Origin of the sequence: Marinobacterium sp. xm-d-579 (genome assembly GCF_013282935.1) — a bacterium.
In the GTDB taxonomy this organism is placed as follows: Bacteria; Pseudomonadota; Gammaproteobacteria; order Pseudomonadales; family Balneatricaceae; genus Marinobacterium_E.
This window is the reverse complement of the sequence record NZ_WBYP01000002.1, coordinates 489,006-505,230: the sequence shown is the minus strand read 5'-3', so window position 1 is coordinate 505,230 and position 16,225 is coordinate 489,006. Positions and strand designations below refer to the sequence as shown.

At 48.2% G+C, this 16,225-nt stretch carries 16 protein-coding genes and 4 tRNA genes; 14 read left to right on the top strand and 6 right to left on the bottom strand.

The window, feature by feature from the left end:
* Window positions 1-170: 170 nt before the first annotated feature.
* Window positions 171-785, top strand: a complete 615-nt coding sequence (locus tag XMD579_RS06090; RefSeq protein ID WP_371815193.1) for a tRNA-(ms[2]io[6]A)-hydroxylase — start codon at window positions 171-173, stop codon at window positions 783-785.
* Here XMD579_RS06090 and XMD579_RS06085 read toward each other — a convergent pair.
* Together XMD579_RS06085 and XMD579_RS06080 are read right to left on the bottom strand one after the other, a co-directional pair.
* Window positions 782-1,522, bottom strand: coding sequence for a UDP-2,3-diacylglucosamine diphosphatase (locus XMD579_RS06085; protein ID WP_173484006.1), 741 nt, complete (start codon window positions 1,520-1,522; stop codon window positions 782-784). The genes XMD579_RS06090 and XMD579_RS06085 overlap by 4 nt on opposite strands.
* 2 nt (window positions 1,523-1,524) lie before the next feature.
* On the bottom strand, window positions 1,525-2,019 hold the full coding sequence (locus XMD579_RS06080) for a peptidylprolyl isomerase (protein ID WP_173483688.1): 495 nt from the start codon (window positions 2,017-2,019) through the stop codon (window positions 1,525-1,527).
* Window positions 2,020-2,149: 130 nt separating this feature from the next.
* On the opposite strand from XMD579_RS06080, the gene XMD579_RS06075 reads away from it, so the two are divergent.
* The 10 genes from XMD579_RS06075 to clpX all read left to right on the top strand — a co-directional run bounded on the left by XMD579_RS06075 (window position 2,150) and on the right by clpX (window position 10,589).
* Window positions 2,150-3,826 carry a glutamine--tRNA ligase/YqeY domain fusion protein gene (locus tag XMD579_RS06075; protein ID WP_173506072.1) on the top strand — a complete coding sequence of 559 codons (1,677 nt, stop codon included), beginning with the start codon at window positions 2,150-2,152 and terminating at the stop codon, window positions 3,824-3,826.
* The gene (locus XMD579_RS06070; protein WP_173506071.1) at window positions 3,827-4,720 is read left to right on the top strand and encodes a hypothetical protein; all 894 of its coding nucleotides are present in this window, start codon (window positions 3,827-3,829) and stop codon (window positions 4,718-4,720) included.
* A gap of 12 nt (window positions 4,721-4,732) precedes the next feature.
* Window positions 4,733-6,118 carry a cysteine--tRNA ligase gene (gene cysS, locus XMD579_RS06065; RefSeq protein ID WP_173506070.1) on the top strand — a complete coding sequence of 462 codons (1,386 nt, stop codon included), beginning with the start codon at window positions 4,733-4,735 and terminating at the stop codon, window positions 6,116-6,118.
* Between the two features lie 446 nt (window positions 6,119-6,564).
* A tRNA-Arg gene (locus XMD579_RS06060) sits at window positions 6,565-6,641 on the top strand.
* Between the two features lie 27 nt (window positions 6,642-6,668).
* Window positions 6,669-6,744, top strand: a tRNA-His gene (locus XMD579_RS06055).
* Window positions 6,745-6,769: 25 nt separating this feature from the next.
* Window positions 6,770-6,854 (top strand) — tRNA-Leu (locus XMD579_RS06050).
* Window positions 6,855-6,908: 54 nt separating this feature from the next.
* A tRNA-Leu gene (locus XMD579_RS06045) sits at window positions 6,909-6,993 on the top strand.
* A 221-nt stretch (window positions 6,994-7,214) separates the two neighbouring features.
* Window positions 7,215-8,519, top strand: a complete 1,305-nt coding sequence (tig, locus tag XMD579_RS06040) for a trigger factor (protein WP_173489224.1) — start codon at window positions 7,215-7,217, stop codon at window positions 8,517-8,519.
* A gap of 113 nt (window positions 8,520-8,632) precedes the next feature.
* Window positions 8,633-9,298, top strand: a complete 666-nt coding sequence (locus tag XMD579_RS06035; protein WP_173483693.1) for an ATP-dependent Clp protease proteolytic subunit — start codon at window positions 8,633-8,635, stop codon at window positions 9,296-9,298.
* Window positions 9,299-9,317: 19 nt separating this feature from the next.
* Window positions 9,318-10,589 carry an ATP-dependent Clp protease ATP-binding subunit ClpX gene (clpX, locus tag XMD579_RS06030; protein WP_173506069.1) on the top strand — a complete coding sequence of 424 codons (1,272 nt, stop codon included), beginning with the start codon at window positions 9,318-9,320 and terminating at the stop codon, window positions 10,587-10,589.
* 146 nt (window positions 10,590-10,735) lie between these two features.
* On the opposite strand, the gene yaaA is transcribed toward clpX, so the two are convergent.
* Window positions 10,736-11,512, bottom strand: coding sequence for a peroxide stress protein YaaA (gene yaaA / locus XMD579_RS06025; RefSeq protein ID WP_173489226.1), 777 nt, complete (start codon window positions 11,510-11,512; stop codon window positions 10,736-10,738).
* Window positions 11,513-11,560: 48 nt separating this feature from the next.
* Window positions 11,561-11,830: a hypothetical protein gene (locus XMD579_RS06020; RefSeq protein ID WP_173481012.1), complete on the bottom strand. Its 270-nt coding sequence runs from the start codon at window positions 11,828-11,830 to the stop codon at window positions 11,561-11,563.
* Window positions 11,831-11,966: 136 nt separating this feature from the next.
* Here XMD579_RS06020 and XMD579_RS06015 point away from each other — a divergent pair, with 136 nt between their 5' ends.
* The 3 genes from XMD579_RS06015 (at window position 11,967) to XMD579_RS06005 (ending at window position 14,703) form a co-directional block, all read left to right on the top strand.
* Window positions 11,967-13,250, top strand: a complete 1,284-nt coding sequence (locus XMD579_RS06015) for a tryptophan--tRNA ligase (RefSeq protein ID WP_173506068.1) — start codon at window positions 11,967-11,969, stop codon at window positions 13,248-13,250.
* Window positions 13,251-13,330: 80 nt separating this feature from the next.
* A complete protein-coding gene (locus XMD579_RS06010; protein ID WP_173506067.1) occupies window positions 13,331-14,236 on the top strand; it encodes a Dyp-type peroxidase in 906 nt (301 codons plus the stop codon).
* Entirely contained in the window at window positions 14,236-14,703 is a 468-nt protein-coding gene (locus XMD579_RS06005) for a tetratricopeptide repeat protein (RefSeq protein ID WP_173483999.1), read from the top strand. Before XMD579_RS06010 ends, XMD579_RS06005 begins: the two co-directional genes overlap by 1 nt.
* A 208-nt stretch (window positions 14,704-14,911) precedes the next feature.
* Here XMD579_RS06005 and kdsA read toward each other — a convergent pair whose 3' ends face one another.
* Together kdsA and XMD579_RS05995 are read right to left on the bottom strand one after the other, a co-directional pair.
* Entirely contained in the window at window positions 14,912-15,763 is an 852-nt protein-coding gene (gene kdsA, locus XMD579_RS06000; RefSeq protein ID WP_173483998.1) for a 3-deoxy-8-phosphooctulonate synthase, read from the bottom strand.
* 191 nt (window positions 15,764-15,954) lie between these two features.
* Complete coding sequence (locus XMD579_RS05995) at window positions 15,955-16,161, bottom strand: DUF2788 domain-containing protein (protein WP_173481007.1); 207 nt, start codon at window positions 16,159-16,161, stop codon at window positions 15,955-15,957.
* Window positions 16,162-16,225: the final 64 nt, after the last annotated feature.

Sequence of the window (16,225 nt, the reverse complement as noted above, 5' to 3'; positions counted from 1 at the left end):
GGCTAAAAGGCCTTTATACTTTGGGCTTGTAACCGGCTGTTTATAGAACCTTTTCTTATTGTTTTACAAAGAAAAAGTATATCGCTGCAGCGCAACATATCTAAGAGGGTACCGGACGGGTGCGCTGATCGTTATAATTCGCCCCACCCAACAATCATATGGAGAGAGACGTGGACGCGTTAACCGAGATTCAAAGCTTTTTAGGATGCCAGACACCGGATCAGTGGATCCAAGTCGCCAAAGATCCTAAGCATCAATCTCTGCTACTGACCGACCACGCTCACTGTGAGAAGAAAGCGGCCTCTACGGCCATGACACTGATGTTTCGATACGTCGATCGTCCAGAACTTCTCAATAAGATGTCACGACTCGCTCGGGAGGAGTTGATCCATTTCGAACAGGTGTTGGGTCTGATGGACAGGCGTGGCTTTAAATATGGCAACCTATCTGCGTCGCGTTACGCCAGTGGTCTGCATGAGTTGGTTCGACGTGAAGAGCCGGGTCGATTGATCGATACGTTGATTGTCGGTGCGTTTATTGAGGCGCGCTCCTGTGAGCGCTTCGCTGCATTGGCCCCTTACCTTGATGAAGAGTTGGCTAAGTTCTATCGCTCACTGCTGCGCTCTGAGGGCCGTCACTATCAGGACTATCTAACACTGGCTGAAGATTATGCGGGTGAGCCAATTACCGATCGGATTGAACTTTTCCGCCAGAGAGAGCAAGAGTTAGTGGAGTCAGAAGATGATCTGTTCCGCTTTCATTCGGGTAAGCCTACACTCAATTAAGTGAAATCTTCTGGGGGTTCAAACTTAGAGAGTGTGAACTCCTTTTTGTGACTCAGAAGATAATACCCGCTTGAGCTCCAGTCACCTAAAACAACCCTGGTAAGCGAATCATTACCATTGATATTGGTATGAATGCTGGGTCTGTGAGTGTGTCCGTGGATCAGTATCTGACACTCTTCTTTTGTAAGTAATTCTTCGCAAAATCCTACATTTACATCCATGATGTAATCTTCTTTGTTGCTATTTTGCTGTTGGCTTTCATCGCGAATTTGGCGTGCAATGGCGAGACGTTCCTCAATACTTTTCGCTAGAAAGCCTTGCTGCCAGTTTGGGTCTCTCACCTGGTTTCGAAAGGCCTGGTAGGCGGCATCATCAATGCAGAGTTCATCGCCGTGCATCAGTAGGGCGGTGCCGCGTTTGGGTAGCTCAATCTTGATCTGTTCAGGCAGTAGTTCGGCTGACAGTTTACTTGCACTTTTCTTGCCTAACAGGAAGTCACGGTTGCCGTGCATGAGATAGATGCTCGTACCCGTTCGGCTTAAGGCTTCGAAGTAGGGTTGAATCTCTTTGAGAACAGGGTCGGCAAAATCGTCACCAATCCAGGCTTCAAAAATATCACCCAGTAGGTAGAGTTCATCGCTAGAAGGCGCGATATGTGAGAGGAAGTAACGAAGCGCCCGAGTGATCTCGGGTCGCTCCGCTTGTAGGTGAAGGTCTGAAATGAATAGACGTTTCAAGATCAAGCCTGAACTTCAGCCTTCTCAATAATGACATCGTCAACCGGCACGTCTTGGTGACCCACTTTCATAGTAGTAGGTACCAGTTTGATTTTGTCGACTACCTCTTGGCCTTCAACAACTTTACCAAATACCGCGTAGCCCCAGCCTTGTGTGTTCTTGCCAGAGTGATCAAGGAAGGCGTTATCCGCTACGTTGATGAAGAACTGAGCAGAGGCTGAGTGTGGGTCCATTGTGCGTGCCATTGCAACGGTGTACATCTCGTTGCTTAGACCGTTATCGGCTTCGTTCTCAATCGGTTCGCGTGTTTTTTTCTGGTGCATGCCTGGCTCAAAACCACCGCCTTGAATCATGAAGTTGCTGATGACGCGGTGGAAAATCACACCGTCGTAAAAACCCTCTTTAACGTACTGTTCGAAGTTCGCTGCAGTTTTTGGAGCCTTGTCAAAATCGAGTTCAATTTTGATTTCGCCGAAGTTGGTCGTAAGAACGATCATCAGTTTTTCCCTTTAAGTTGAAATTTGTGCGAAGTATATCAGATCAAATAGGGGTTTCGCCCTGTATTGACGTGTTCGGATGGCATATAATTCCGCGCTTATTATTTTACAGTCACGTCAAAGTTGAATTATGAGTAAAAACGAAGCGGTTACCGTTACCAATTTCATTCATCAGATCGTTGAAAAGGATCTAGAGCAGGGCACGCATCAGGGTAAGGTTGTTACCCGTTTTCCACCAGAGCCCAATGGTTTTCTTCACATTGGCCATGCCAAATCGATCTGTCTGAACTTTGGCACGGCTGAGAAGTACCAAGGTGTCTGTAACCTTCGTTTTGATGACACCAACCCAGAGAAAGAGTCACAAGAGTATATCGATGCGATTACGCGCGATGTTGAGTGGTTGGGTTACAAATGGAATGGAGACATCCGCTACACCTCAAACTACTTCGATCAACTCTATGCTTGGGCGGTTCACCTGATTCAAGAGGGCAAAGCCTTTGTCTGTGAGCTGAATGGCGAAGAGATGCGTCAGTACCGCGGTAATTTGACCGAGCCGGGCAAAAACAGCCCCTTTCGTGATCGCTCACCTGAAGAGAACCTAGCACTGTTTGAAAAGATGCGTGATGGTGGCTTCGAAGAGGGTGAAGCGGCGTTGCGTGCCAAAATTGATATGGCATCGCCTAACATGAACATGCGTGATCCGGTTATCTACCGTATCCGCAAAGCACATCACCACCAGACGGGTGATAAGTGGTGTATCTATCCGAGCTACGACTTCGCACATGGTCAATCGGATGCGATTGAAGAGATTACACACTCGATCTGTACGCTCGAGTTTGAAGATCACCGTCCACTCTACGACTGGTTTGTTGCCAATCTGCCCGTACCGGCAACACCACGTCAGTATGAATTTGCACGTCTCAATCTGAACTACACCATCACCTCTAAGCGCAAGCTGAAACAGCTTGTCGATGAACAGCACGTTTCAGGCTGGGATGATCCGCGTATGCCAACCATCTCTGGTTTGCGTCGCCGCGGTTATACACCCGATTCAATTCGTAATTTCTGTGACATGATCGGCGTGACACGCTCTAACTCAACGGTCGATATGGGTATGCTGGAAGCGGCTATTCGTGAAGATCTGGACGCTAAATCGCCTCGTGCTATGTGTGTGACCGATCCCATCAAACTGACCATTACCAACTACGAAGAGGGTAAAGAGGAGTGGTTTGAGGTGCCTGTACACCCTAAAAATGAGTCGATGGGCGTACGTCGTATTCCGTTTACTAAGAACCTTCTGATTGAGCGCGAAGATTTTGCGATGGAAGCGCCTAAGAAGTGGAAACGTTTGGCACCAGGGTTTGCCGTACGTCTGCGTGGCGCTTTCTGTGTCACCTGTGAAGAGGTGGTCACTAATGAGCAGGGTGAAGTAACCGAATTATTAGTGACCTATGATCCGGCGACCAAAGGTGAAAACCCAACCGATTACAAACCCAAGGGTGTCATTCATTGGGTCAGTGCAGACAACTCGATTCCTTGTGAAGTCCGTCTCTACGATCGACTATTTACTGAAGCGAATCCAGATGGGGATAAAGAACGCGATTTCTTGGAGTTCATCAATCCTGATTCTCTATCGGTATTCCCTAATGCACGTGTAGAGGTTGGTATGGCTAATGCGGCAATCGAGAGCCGTTATCAGTTTGAGCGACAGGGTTTCTTTGCGGTTGATCCAGACAGTAACTCAGATCGCTTAGTCTTTAACCGCACTGTGGGTCTTCGTGACTCTTGGGCGAAAATGGCGAAATAGATGCGCTGGATCTCTCTGGCTCTTCCACTGCTGATCTTGATCGGTTGTTCATCGTCACCGGTGAATCGAGCGCAGTGGTCAGAGCTGAGATTGATGCCAACATCGATTCGCTCCTTAGGCGAAAATTTGCCAGAAGGCTCTGGTTTGGCGCTTCACAATCAGACCCTATGGTCCATTAATGATGGCGGTAATGATCCCATCCTTTATGGGTTTGATTTAACGGATGACTCAGCCACAAAGGTGGAAAAGGTTACCCTAAGGAATGCGGCTAATCTTGATTGGGAGTCACTGATTACCACCAGTGAGGCGCTGGTCATTGCTGATTGCGGAAATAATCGCGGTGATCGTATCTGGTTTCAGTTCCACTCAATCAGTTGGGATCAGCTAGTGGAGAGCCAAGGCTTGGTGGATGCCAATACCATTAATGTGAAATTGGCCGATGTCACGCCAGCGGTAGAGCGCCAGGATCACAATCGTGACTGTGAAGCAGTCACAGAGGTTGACGGTAACTACTGGCTCTTTACTAAGAATTGGCGAGATCATAAGAGTCGGCTCTATATAGTCGATCCAAACTCTGATCAACAGTCGGTAAGTTCGCACCAGAGCTTTGATGTGGCCGGTTTAATTACCGGTGCTGATTATGACGCAAAGAGTCGTCGTTTAGCGCTTATAGGTTATGGCAGTGGCTTTGCCGTCACCCAGCCCTTCATCTGGATAGTTCCAGTGTATCAGGGGCAGGCACAGTTTGATCAGGCGGTGCGCTACTCACTGGCGAAGATGGGGCAGTGGGAAGCGATTCACTGGTACCAAGGTCATTTATTGATTTCACGCGAAACCAGTCCGCTGGGTGGCGCGTTGTTGGCAGAGGTTAAGCTGCCAACTCAAATGCATTAATACGGATAGAGTATGTTTCAACTATACAACACACTTTCAAAATCAAAGCAGCCCTTCACTCCGATTGAAGCGGGTAAAATCCGCATGTATGTCTGCGGGGTGACCGTCTACGATCTGTGTCATATAGGTCATGCGCGAGTCATGGTCTCGTTTGATGTGATCACTCGTTACCTACGGGCGCGTGGTTGGGATGTTGAGTATGTTCGAAACATCACCGATGTCGATGACAAGATTCTAAAGCGCGCAGCTGAGAACGGTGAGACTCCTGATCAGCTGACTCAGCGTATGATCGCGGCGATGCATGAAGATGAGGCTTCGCTAAGCGTACTGCGTCCTGATCAAGAGCCGCGTGCAACCCATCACATTCAAGACATTATCGACATGGTCCAAGCCCTTATCGACAAAGGTTTTGCCTATGCAGCGGCCAACGGTGATGTCTACTACCGTGTCGAGAAGTTCGAGAGTTATGGACGCCTAACCAATAAGGTGATTGACGAGCTTCGTTCAGGTGCCCGTGTCGAGGTTGAGGCAGCAAAAGAGAGTCCACTCGACTTCGTACTTTGGAAAGCGGCTAAACCAGGTGAGACCAGTTGGGAGTCGCCTTGGGGAGCTGGCCGACCAGGTTGGCACATTGAGTGTTCAGCAATGTCTAAATGCTGTCTAGGTGAAACCTTTGATATTCACGGTGGCGGACCTGATCTTCCGTTCCCGCACCATGAAAATGAGATTGCTCAGTCGGAAGCTGCTAATGGCAAGACCTATGTAAACTATTGGATGCATGCTGGCCCTGTGCGAGTGAATAAAGAGAAGATGTCCAAGTCGTTGGGTAACTTCTTTACGATTCGTGAAGTGCTTAAAGAGCATAATCCAGAGGTGGTTCGCTACTTCTTATCGAGTGTGCATTACCGCTCTTCGATCGATTACTCGCTGGATAGCCTTAAAGAGGCCCGTTCGGCACTGGATCGTTTCTATCAAGCACTCGACGGGGTAGAGATACCTGAAGTCGAGATCGCCTCAAACGACTACAGCGATCGATTCTTTGCCGCGATGGATGATGACTTTAATACCCCAATGGCGTTTGCCGTGCTGTTTGAGATGGCCAGTGAGCTAAACCGCCTGAAAGGTAAAGATGAGGCAGCGGCTTCACAATTGGCAGGTCAGATTAAGGCGCTTGCCGGAGTTGTCGGTCTATTGCAGCAGAACCCTAAAGATTTTCTGCAGCAGGGCAGTGCTGGAGAGATCAGTGGCGACGAAGTGGAAGCGTTGATCGTAGAGCGTAAAGAGGCAAGAGCAAACAAGGACTTTGCCCGATCTGACGAAATTCGTGATCAATTGGCTGCTGCGGGAGTCATCCTTAAAGATGGTCCAGAAGGTACGACTTGGTATAGGGAAGGGTAGTTGCCTTTGAGAGCGGATGACAGGCTGAAAGCCAGTCACCGCCACTCCTGATCGCGGTCTGCCTTGGAGGCAGAGCGCTCCTACAGTAGGACTTCGCAACGGTCTTTCTGCTTAGCTCGACTGTAGGAGCGAATTGGCGCGAAGCGACAAACCGCGAACATAATTCTCCGGTGACAGGCTGAAAGCCAGTCACCGCCACTCCGTAGCTTAGTTAATTCACCGGTGACAGGCCTTCAGCCTGTCATCCGCCACCTCACCGTCTTCCAGAAACCCCTGCTAAAGCACCGAAATCCCCGGTTTCTGATCAACTATTAATCAAAACGAAAAAAAATCTTTAAAAAAGTAAAACAGGGTATTGACCACCTGCAGGTCAGGTCGTAGGATACGCACCTCCTCGCAGATGACGACTTCCATCCAGTCACTTGTGAGGTCGGGCAGCACGTTAGGCGCCCATAGCTCAATTGGATAGAGCAACGGCCTTCTAAGCCGTAGGTTGCAGGTTCGAGCCCTGCTGGGCGCGCCAAGCAACCTGTCCAGATGTACCACAATGGTGGGTGTAGCTCAGTTGGTAGAGCCCCGGATTGTGATTCCGGTGGTCGTGGGTTCGAGCCCCATCATCCACCCCAATTTTTGGGTACATCATAAAAGTATGCGGTCGTGGTGGAATTGGTAGACACGCCAGATTTAGGTTCTGGTGCCGCAAGGTGTGAGAGTTCGAGTCTCTCCGACCGCACCATACTTTTATAACGAGCAACACTGTTCGGCTCAGCCGAATCGCAACAATCCAGATGCGGTCGTGGTGGAATTGGTAGACACGCCAGATTTAGGTTCTGGTGCCGCAAGGTGTGAGAGTTCGAGTCTCTCCGACCGCACCATCTGGAAACACCCCTTAGAAGTTCCCTCTTTTTTATCGCTCACATTACCAAGCTCATCTTCGTTTTCTATACCTTGTAACTTTTTCAGTTCTGTTGGCTTGTTTACTTGACTAATGGGCTCAGTTACCGGAAAATTTCGCGCTTGATTTTAATGACTCGGACTGCGTCATTTTTGATGACAGAAGAGTTTGACACTCTCAAAAGAATTAATGAGGAATTCCATGCAAGTTTCTGTAGAGACTACTTCAGGCCTTCAGCGCCAACTAACCGTGACTGTTCCGGCCGAACGTATCGATACTGACGTTGAGAAGCAGGTTGTACAGCAGGCTCGCACTCGCCGTATGGACGGTTTCCGTCCAGGTAAAGTACCTGCAAAAGTGATTAAGCGTATGTACGGTGACGCGATTCGTTACGAAGTACTAAACCGCGTCGTACAAGAGACTTTCTACGAAGCTGTTCAGCAGGAATCACTAATGCCAGCAGGCGCTCCTTCTATCGAGTTCAAAACTGATAAAGAAGGTGAAGACTTTGCATACGTTGCGACATTCGACGTTTACCCAGAGATCGAACTAAAAGATCTAGCGGGCGTTGAAGTTGAGAAAGCAACAGCATCGATCAAAGCGGCTGACGTTAAGAACATGATCGACACACTTCGCAAGCAGCAGAGCACGTTTAAAGCGACTCGCGGCATGGTTAAAGAAGGCTTCCAAGTTAACATCGACTTTGAAGGTTTCGTAGATGGCGAAGCGTTCGAAGGCGGTAAAGCAGAAGGCCAAGACCTAGTAATCGGTTCTGGTAGCATGATCCCTGGTTTCGAAGATGGCATCATCGGTAAGAAGAAAGGCGAAGAGTTCGACGTAGAAGTCACTTTCCCTGAAGAGTACCAGTCTGAAGCGCTAGCGGGTAAAGCTGCAACCTTCAAGATGAAGCTTAACGAAGTGTCTAAACCAGAACTTCCTGAGCTAAACGAAGAGTTCTTCGCTAAGTTCGGTGTCTCTTCTGCAGACGAAGCTGAATTCAAAGCGGAAGTTGAAAAGAACATGGCTCGTGAAATGAACCACGCGCTTAAAACTAAGACTAAAACAGCTGTATTCGATGCACTGATCGCTCAGAACGAAATCGAAGCACCAGCTGCAATGATCGATGATGAAGTGAACGTACTTCGTCAGCAAGCGGTTCAGCAGTTTGGTGGCCAGGCTCAAATCGATCCAAACACTCTACCTAAAGAGCTGTTCGAAGAGCAGGCAATCCGTCGCGTTAAGATCGGTCTTCTAGTACAAGAGGTGATCAAAGCGGGTAACCTTGAAGCGACTGACGAGCGTGTTGATGCGATTCTTGCTGATATCGCAGAGAGCTACGACGATGCTGATGAAGTGATCAGCTACTACAAAGGCAACGAACAGATGCTAAATCAGATCCGTAGCCTTGCTCTAGAAGACGAAGTTGTTGACCACCTTCTTGCATCTGCTAAGGTGAAGGAAGTTAAAGTCAGCTACGAAGAAGCTCTTAAGCCGGCTCAGCAGTAATTATTGTTGAGTAATGGATCTAAACCTCGTTTAGATCCCTATAAAAAACGGCAGTTAGCGAAAGCTGGCTGTCGTTTTTTGGTTATTAGTGCCGTGAATAAGGAAAACTATTGATGTCAGATATCTACTCAGGCCGCCCATTTGATGTAACAGACAGTGGCTTGGTGCCAATGGTTGTCGAGCAGAGTTCCCGTGGTGAGCGCGCTTACGATATTTACTCTCGCCTATTAAAAGAGCGAGTAATCTTTATGGTCGGTCCTGTCGAAGATCACATGGCGAACCTGATCGTTGCACAGATGCTCTTTTTGGAAGCGGAAAATCCAGAAAAAGACATCCACCTGTACATCAACTCACCTGGTGGATCGGTCACTGCCGGTATGGCGATCTACGATACCATGCAGTTCATCAAACCGGATGTCAGCACCATGGTATTGGGTCAAGCGGCTAGCATGGGCTCATTCCTTGCGATGGCCGGCGCCAAAGGTAAGCGCTTCTTACTACCTGAATCACGTACAATGATTCACCGTGTCAGCTCAGGTACGCCTGGTACACGTGGCTCTGTACATGTACAAGAGCTTGAATTTGAAGATGCTCGTCGCCACATGGAAGAGGCTAAGCGCCTTAACGATCGTCTGACCGAGATCTACGCTGAACGTAACACAGCGGGTAAGTCGTACGAAGAGTTGTACGAAATCATGAAACACGACACCTTCCTATCAGCCGAACAGGCGGTGGAATTTGGTCTAGCTGACAAAGTGCTTAGCAGCCGAGAAGGCTAATCTTTTTAGAGGAATTAACATGTCTGAAGAGAACAACGATCAGAACGACAGCAAGCTATTTTGTTCATTCTGTGGCAAAAGCCAGGATGAAGTACGCAAGCTGATTGCTGGTCCTTCAGTCTTCATCTGTGATGAGTGTGTCGATCTGTGTAACGACATCATCACTGAGGAGATGGCGGAGATCGAAGAGTCACAGGATGACGAAACGCTCCCTACGCCGAGTCAGATTAAAGACAATCTTGATGAGTATGTGATCGGTCAAGAGCGTGCCAAGAAAGTGTTGGCTGTAGCGGTTTATAACCATTACAAACGCCTACGAGCTACAGGTAAAAACAGTGACGTTGAGCTGAGCAAGTCCAACATTCTGCTGATCGGCCCTACGGGTAGCGGCAAAACTCTGTTGGCGCAGACGCTAGCGCGTATGTTGAATGTACCCTTCACTATGGCTGACGCGACGACGCTGACTGAAGCGGGTTACGTCGGTGAAGACGTTGAGAACATTGTTCAGAAGTTGCTGCAGAAATGTGACTACGATGTAGAGAAAGCACAACAGGGCATTATCTACATTGATGAGATCGATAAGATCTCACGTAAGTCCGACAACCCATCGATCACGCGTGACGTATCGGGTGAGGGTGTACAGCAGGCACTTCTAAAACTGATTGAGGGTACCGTTGCCTCTGTACCGCCACAGGGTGGTCGCAAACACCCTCAGCAGGAGTTTTTACAGGTTGATACCTCTAACATCCTGTTTATCGTCGGTGGTGCCTTTGCTGGGCTAGAGAAGATCATTGCCGATCGCAGTGAGCGAAGCTCAATCGGCTTCAGTGCTACTGTTCGTAGTAAAGATGACGAGAAGGGTGTCGATCGTATTCATGACGTCGAAGCAGAAGATCTAGTTAAGTTTGGTCTGATTCCAGAGTTCATTGGTCGTCTACCGATGATCGCGACGCTCTCTGAATTGGATCAAGAGGCATTGATTCAGATTTTGACTGAGCCTAAAAACAGCCTGACTAAGCAGTATCAAGCGCTGTTTGAGATGGAAGGTGCTGATCTAGAGTTCCGTGAAGATGCACTGTTCGCAGTGGCTGAGTTGGCGCTTGAGCGTAAAACCGGTGCACGTGGTCTGCGTTCAATCCTAGAGTCTAAACTGCTTGAGACCATGTACGAACTTCCTTCATTAGAGGGTGTATCGAAAGTGGTGATCGATCAGGGTGTGATTAAAGATAAGAACGATCCGATCCTGATGTACGAGACACAACAGCTCGATAAAGCGTCACCGGACGCTTGATCTAAGCAATAAAAAAGACCGCCTATTGGCGGTCTTTTTTTACTCCGTGTTAGGTGACTGGCTTCAGCCTGTCACCCGCTTTCGAACTAAATTGTAGAGGCGGATCAGGCGGATGACAGGCTAAAGCCAGTCACCAAGTTGTTCCGTTACTCCGCATGATCCCGCGTAAACACCCACTTATCTCCTTCACTCATCGACGCATTAAATGCATAACCCTCTAGATCAAACTGTTTCAGATCCTCTGGATTCTCAATGCGGTTCTTGATGGCGTAGCGGGTCATCAGACCTCGAGCCTTTTTCGCGTAAAAACTGATGATCTTGTATTGACCGTTTTTTAGGTCTTTAAACTCAGGGCTGATAAGGCGAGCATTAAGTGCTTTAGCTTGCACCGACTTGAAGTACTCGTTCGACGCAAGATTCACAACGACCGGTGTTTTATCACTGGCTAACTCGTCATTGAGGCGATCGGTAATTGTTGAACCCCAGTAGCTGTAGAGGTTTTTGCCGGCATCGTTTTGAAGTTTTGTGCCCATCTCTAAGCGGTAGGGCTGCATCAGATCCATCGGTTTTAGGAGACCATAGAGGCCGGACAGAATTCTTAGGTGGTTCTGTGCAAATTGGTAGTCCGCTTCGTCGAACGAATCAGCATCCAAGCCGGTATAGACATCGCCTTTAAAGGCTAACATCGCCTGTTTAGCATTCGTCTCATTATGCTCTTTCACCCAGCTTTGGTAACGCGCTACGTTCAAAGAGGCCAGTTTGTCGCTGAGCTTCATCAGTTCAGCGATATCTTGCGGCGCATATTCACGCAAGTTGTTGATCAGCGTTTCAGCTCGGTCGGTAAACTCCGGCTCACTTTTCAGTTGGGTGCTGGCCGGTGTTTCATAATCGAGAGTCTTAGCAGGTGATATCAGTAGTAGCATGGATACAGTCTTCAGATAATGTACTTGAAATAGAGGGTTTGATAGCTGTTACGCGAAGCGTTTTATCCAGATCAATCTCGCAAGGGTGGCAATTGTAGATCCAAGCACCACCATCCCTGAGGTGAGTAGGGGGTTGCTAAGGCTCAATAACTTGATGGCGGCCCCAGAGAACAGGAAGCCAACAAATAGACAGAGCAGAGCCATCAACAGTGCGTGTACGATAGTCGCTGCTTGGTATCGGTCTAAACGAATGATAAAGACTAGAGCAGGCACTACAAAGCCTAGCAGAGTGATGTAGGACGGAAGTTGGCTATCCATCAAAAGATTCCTTAAATTAACAGTTCCTAAATTAAACCTTCATTAACCGGTAAGTGCAAATGGATTGGGGTGGGCGTTACAGCCACAACTGTGTAGAATCTGCACCTTAATTTTCACACAGACTCTTGAGTGTTCCATGAGCAATACACGCGTTTTAACAGGTATCACAACCACCGGTACTCCGCACATTGGTAACTACCTTGGTGCGATTAAACCTGCGATTGAAGCGACCCTTAATCCAAACACCAATTCGTTCTTCTTTTTGGCGGATTACCATGCACTGATCAAATGTCACGATCCGGAACGCGTGGCGCAATCAACACGCGAAATTGCGGCGACTTGGTTGGCACTTGGGTTGGATACCGACAAAGCGACCTTCTATCGTCAGACCGATATACCAGAAATTCCAGAACTCACTTGGATTCTTACCTGTATGTGCTCTAAGGGTTTGATGAACCGTGCTCACGCTTACAAAGCCTCAGTCGATGCTAACCGTGATGCTGGGTCAGAGGATCTGGACGATGGCATCACCATGGGCCTGTTTAGCTACCCAATTCTAATGGCTGCAGACATTCTGATGTTCAACGCGCATAAGATTCCGGTGGGTAAAGATCAGATTCAACACATCGAAATGGCGCGTGATATCGCTGGTAAGTTCAATCATACCTATGAAGAGTTGTTCGCACTTCCAGAAGCTCAGGTGGATGAGGAGACTCAACTGATCCCCGGTTTGGATGGTCGTAAGATGTCGAAGAGTTACGACAATACGATTCCTCTGTTTGCGCCAACTGATCAGCTACGCAAGCTCATCAATCAGATTAAAACCGACCTGCGTGAGCCCGGTGAGCCAAAGGATGCCGATAACAGCACCATCTTCCAACTCTACAATCTGTTCGCCAATAAGGACGAAAGTGCAACAATGCGATCAGCGTTTGAAAATGGCATCGCTTGGGGTGAAGCAAAGCGAGAGCTGTTTGAGTTTCTGGATGCCAAATTGTCAGCGCCACGTGCACGTTACAATGAACTGATGAACAATCTTGATGCCGTTGAAGCTGAGCTTCACAAAGGGGCTGAAAAGGCACGTGCAGAAGCGGCTCCACTGCTTGAAAAGGTTCGTATCGCGGCCGGTATTCGTCCGTTGACCTATGTAGCACCTAAGGCTGAAAAGCAGAAAGCCAAGCAGAAAGAGCTTACAGCAGAAGAGTTAGCGCGCATTGAAGAGGGGCGCCGTCGTGCCATTCTCCGTGGTGCACAGCCTCAATTGGATCAGGTAGCCAATGCAGAAGATCCTGCCGCAGAAGCTAAAGCGATTGTTGCAGCGAAAACAGAAGAGGTTGCAGGCCTTAAGAAAAAAGCGAAGCAGAAAGCGGAAAACGAGCTCGAAGCGCTTAAAGCTGAGTGGGCGTCGCTACTCAATTAATCAAAAATTGATTTAGTCGCTTGATCTATCTGAGTCGGCGCTTTTAAATGAAAGGATCTAATTGAATAGGTCCTTTTTTTATGTCCATTCCACAGCCCGGTATTATTGCTGAGTCTAGTCAACATGCCATTTATTTAAGTTATAACGTTAAGCGTAATAGCGAAGCTCTTAGCTCAGTTAAGGCCTTTTTAAAAAATGTTCCGGTGATTCAATCTCGTTTGGATTCATTGGGTAATGGTGCTTTTTTGACCGTCGCAGTAGGTTCTGTTTATTGGCATCAAATATCGACCACTCAACCAGCAGAGCTGACCGCTTTTCCTGCATTGGAAAACGGCATTCGGGTGGCACCTTCAACACCCACTGATCTATATGTTTCTATTCGTTCAGATTCTGTTGATATCAATATGGATTTAATGGCTGAGGTTCAAAATACGTTGGGCTCTAACGTAACGTTGATCGAGGAGATTCGTGGTTTTAGATATCATGATATGCGAGATCTTACCGGATTTGTCGATGGCACTGAAAATCCAGAAGGGGATCATCGAGCCGAAGTGGCACTGGTGGGTGAAGGTGAATTTGCCGGAGGTTCCTACCTGCATGTTCAGAGATATGAACATGATCTCGAATCGTGGGGAAGTTTACCTGTTTCTGAGCAAGAGAAGACCTACGGTCGCACAAAGCAAGATAATGTTGAGTTTGCCAGTGCTGATAAATCACCACACGCTCACACTAAACGCACCTCACTAAAAGATGAGAATGGACAGTCTATCGAGATACTGCGTCACTCTATGCCGTATGGGGATGCACATCGTAAAGGGCTTGTCTTTATCTCTTTTGGAGCCTCCCCAGTTCCCTTCACAAAAATGCTCACCTCGATGGTAATGGGGGATGAACATGGAGATGCCGACAACCTTTTGCTTTTCACGCGCGCGGTCACTGGAAGTGCCTATTTCGCACCGTCTATTAACTGGCTGGAGCAACTTTAATGACAATGCTAGGAGATCTTGCGGCTTGGAGTGCCTACGCCATATTTAGAAGCCCATTCGCACGTCGCTCTAAATGGATTCACGATAAGACGATGAAGCTCTTCAGGGTAGGGGCCCAACGCGGTAGCGTCAAAGCGCTCTCTACTTATGGGTTTCTTCTGCACTTTCGCGGTGCCGATGCTGCCAGCAAAGAGCAGGGGGCTTTGTATATTCAGGCTGCTGCTGAGCGCGGTGATGCAAAGTCACAATACCAAATGGCTAAGCTCTATGAGTCTGGGTATCCGCCAGTGATTTTCAAATTGGCTGATAAAGCCTATGAACACTACAAAGCTGCGGCGGAACAGGGCCACCCAGTTGCCATTCAGCGAATGGTGGATATCTACACCAAGGGCGAGCTGGGTAGGGAGATTGATTTAGAGAGAGCTCAGCAGTGGGAAGCGAAGCTTGGGCAAAATGCCGGGGTTTGACAACAGTGACTGGCTTTCAGCCTGTCAGCTGCTTTCGAATTACATTGTAGATTCTGGAAGATGCTGATAAAGCGGATGACAGGCTGAAAGCCAGTCACCGGCACTCTGTAGGAGCGAATTTGAACGAAGTGAAAAACCGCGAATGGACGAACCCGCCAAATTAATTGTTCACGGTTTGCCTTCGGCAATTCGTTCCTACAGGATCGCGTTACTCCGCCGACGTATCCAACGCGGGGAAGGACTTAACCAACTCATCCACCGCTTTCATCTGTGCTAGGTAAGGCTCTAGCTTGGATAGCGGCAGGGCGCATGGGCCGTCGCACTTCGCAACATTTGGATTAGGGTGTGCTTCCAAGAATAGGCCGGCAATACCCTGTGAAAGACCCGCGCGTGACAGCTGTGCTACCAGTGCACGACGTCCATCGGCTGAATCCGAACGACCACCTGGCATCTGCAGTGCATGGGTAGCATCGAAGATAACTGGGTAACCAAACTCTTTCATGATGCTAAAGCCAAGCATATCGACCACTAGGTTGTTGTAACCAAAGGCGCTGCCGCGCTCACACAGAATCAGTTGGTCGTTACCGGCCTCTTCACACTTGGTTAAGATGTGCTTCATCTCATGAGGAGCTAAAAACTGTGCTTTCTTGATGTTAATCACCGCACCGGTTTTCGCCATAGCGACCACAAGATCAGTCTGGCGAGAGAGGAATGCAGGTAGCTGAATCACATCACAAACTTCAGCGGCAGGCTGACACTGGAAGGGTTCGTGCACGTCGGTAATAACAGGTACCTTAAAGGTCGATTTAACCTCTTGAAGGATCTTCAAACCCTCATCCAAGCCAGGGCCACGGAAAGAGTTGATAGAGGAACGGTTTGCCTTATCAAAGCTCGCTTTGAAAACATAAGGAATGTTCAGCTTGTTCGTCACTTCAACGTACTGCTCAGCAATGGTCATTGCTAAATCACGCGATTCCAATACGTTCATACCACCAAAAAGCACCATCGGCTTATCGTTATTCACATCGATTTGACCGACTTTGATACTGCGCTGTTCCATTGTTGTTCCTTATAAAAATGATTCCGCGATTATAAAGTAACTAGCCGGTATGTTGTAGAAGTTAACTACTTTAGCACCGGTGACTGGCTTTCAGCCTGTCATCCGCTTTCGAATTACATTCAATCTTCTGGAAAACGCTGATAAAGCAGATGACAGGCTAAAGCCAGTCACTGGTGAATCCGGCAATTGCTTTAAATCGAGCCGCCGATAAACTCAACGATGATCGATTTTGCTAAAAAGGCAGCAAGGCCTAGGCCGAGTGCAAAGAAAAGAATAAAAGTACCGAATTTGCCGGCGTTCGATTTTTTAGCAAGATCGTAGATGATAAAGAAGATGAAGAGAGCGAAGACGGTGACACCGACGTTAAACATGATCGCTTCCATTTCGGCTAAACGCATAGTTCTCTCCTCTCAATTTGAGCGCGCATCATAGCAAATAGAGAAGAATTAACACCCTGTAAAA

Excerpts from the sequence above, each read along its gene's own strand:
- kdsA (WP_173483998.1), bottom strand. The coding sequence starts at position 15,763 with ATGGAACAGCGCAGTATCAAAGTCGGTCAAATCGATGTGAATAACGAT.
- XMD579_RS06020 (WP_173481012.1), bottom strand. The coding sequence starts at position 11,830 with ATGGATAGCCAACTTCCGTCCTACATCACTCTGCTAGGCTTTGTAGTG.
- tig (WP_173489224.1), top strand. The coding sequence starts at position 7,215 with ATGCAAGTTTCTGTAGAGACTACTTCAGGCCTTCAGCGCCAACTAACC.
- clpX (WP_173506069.1), top strand. The coding sequence starts at position 9,318 with ATGTCTGAAGAGAACAACGATCAGAACGACAGCAAGCTATTTTGTTCA.
- cysS (WP_173506070.1), top strand. The coding sequence starts at position 4,733 with ATGTTTCAACTATACAACACACTTTCAAAATCAAAGCAGCCCTTCACT.
- XMD579_RS05995 (WP_173481007.1), bottom strand. The coding sequence starts at position 16,161 with ATGCGTTTAGCCGAAATGGAAGCGATCATGTTTAACGTCGGTGTCACC.
- XMD579_RS06015 (WP_173506068.1), top strand. The coding sequence starts at position 11,967 with ATGAGCAATACACGCGTTTTAACAGGTATCACAACCACCGGTACTCCG.
- XMD579_RS06005 (WP_173483999.1), top strand. The coding sequence starts at position 14,236 with ATGACAATGCTAGGAGATCTTGCGGCTTGGAGTGCCTACGCCATATTT.
- XMD579_RS06075 (WP_173506072.1), top strand. The coding sequence starts at position 2,150 with ATGAGTAAAAACGAAGCGGTTACCGTTACCAATTTCATTCATCAGATC.
- XMD579_RS06010 (WP_173506067.1), top strand. The coding sequence starts at position 13,331 with ATGTCCATTCCACAGCCCGGTATTATTGCTGAGTCTAGTCAACATGCC.
- XMD579_RS06070 (WP_173506071.1), top strand. The coding sequence starts at position 3,827 with ATGCGCTGGATCTCTCTGGCTCTTCCACTGCTGATCTTGATCGGTTGT.
- XMD579_RS06035 (WP_173483693.1), top strand. The coding sequence starts at position 8,633 with ATGTCAGATATCTACTCAGGCCGCCCATTTGATGTAACAGACAGTGGC.
- XMD579_RS06080 (WP_173483688.1), bottom strand. The coding sequence starts at position 2,019 with ATGATCGTTCTTACGACCAACTTCGGCGAAATCAAAATTGAACTCGAT.
- yaaA (WP_173489226.1), bottom strand. The coding sequence starts at position 11,512 with ATGCTACTACTGATATCACCTGCTAAGACTCTCGATTATGAAACACCG.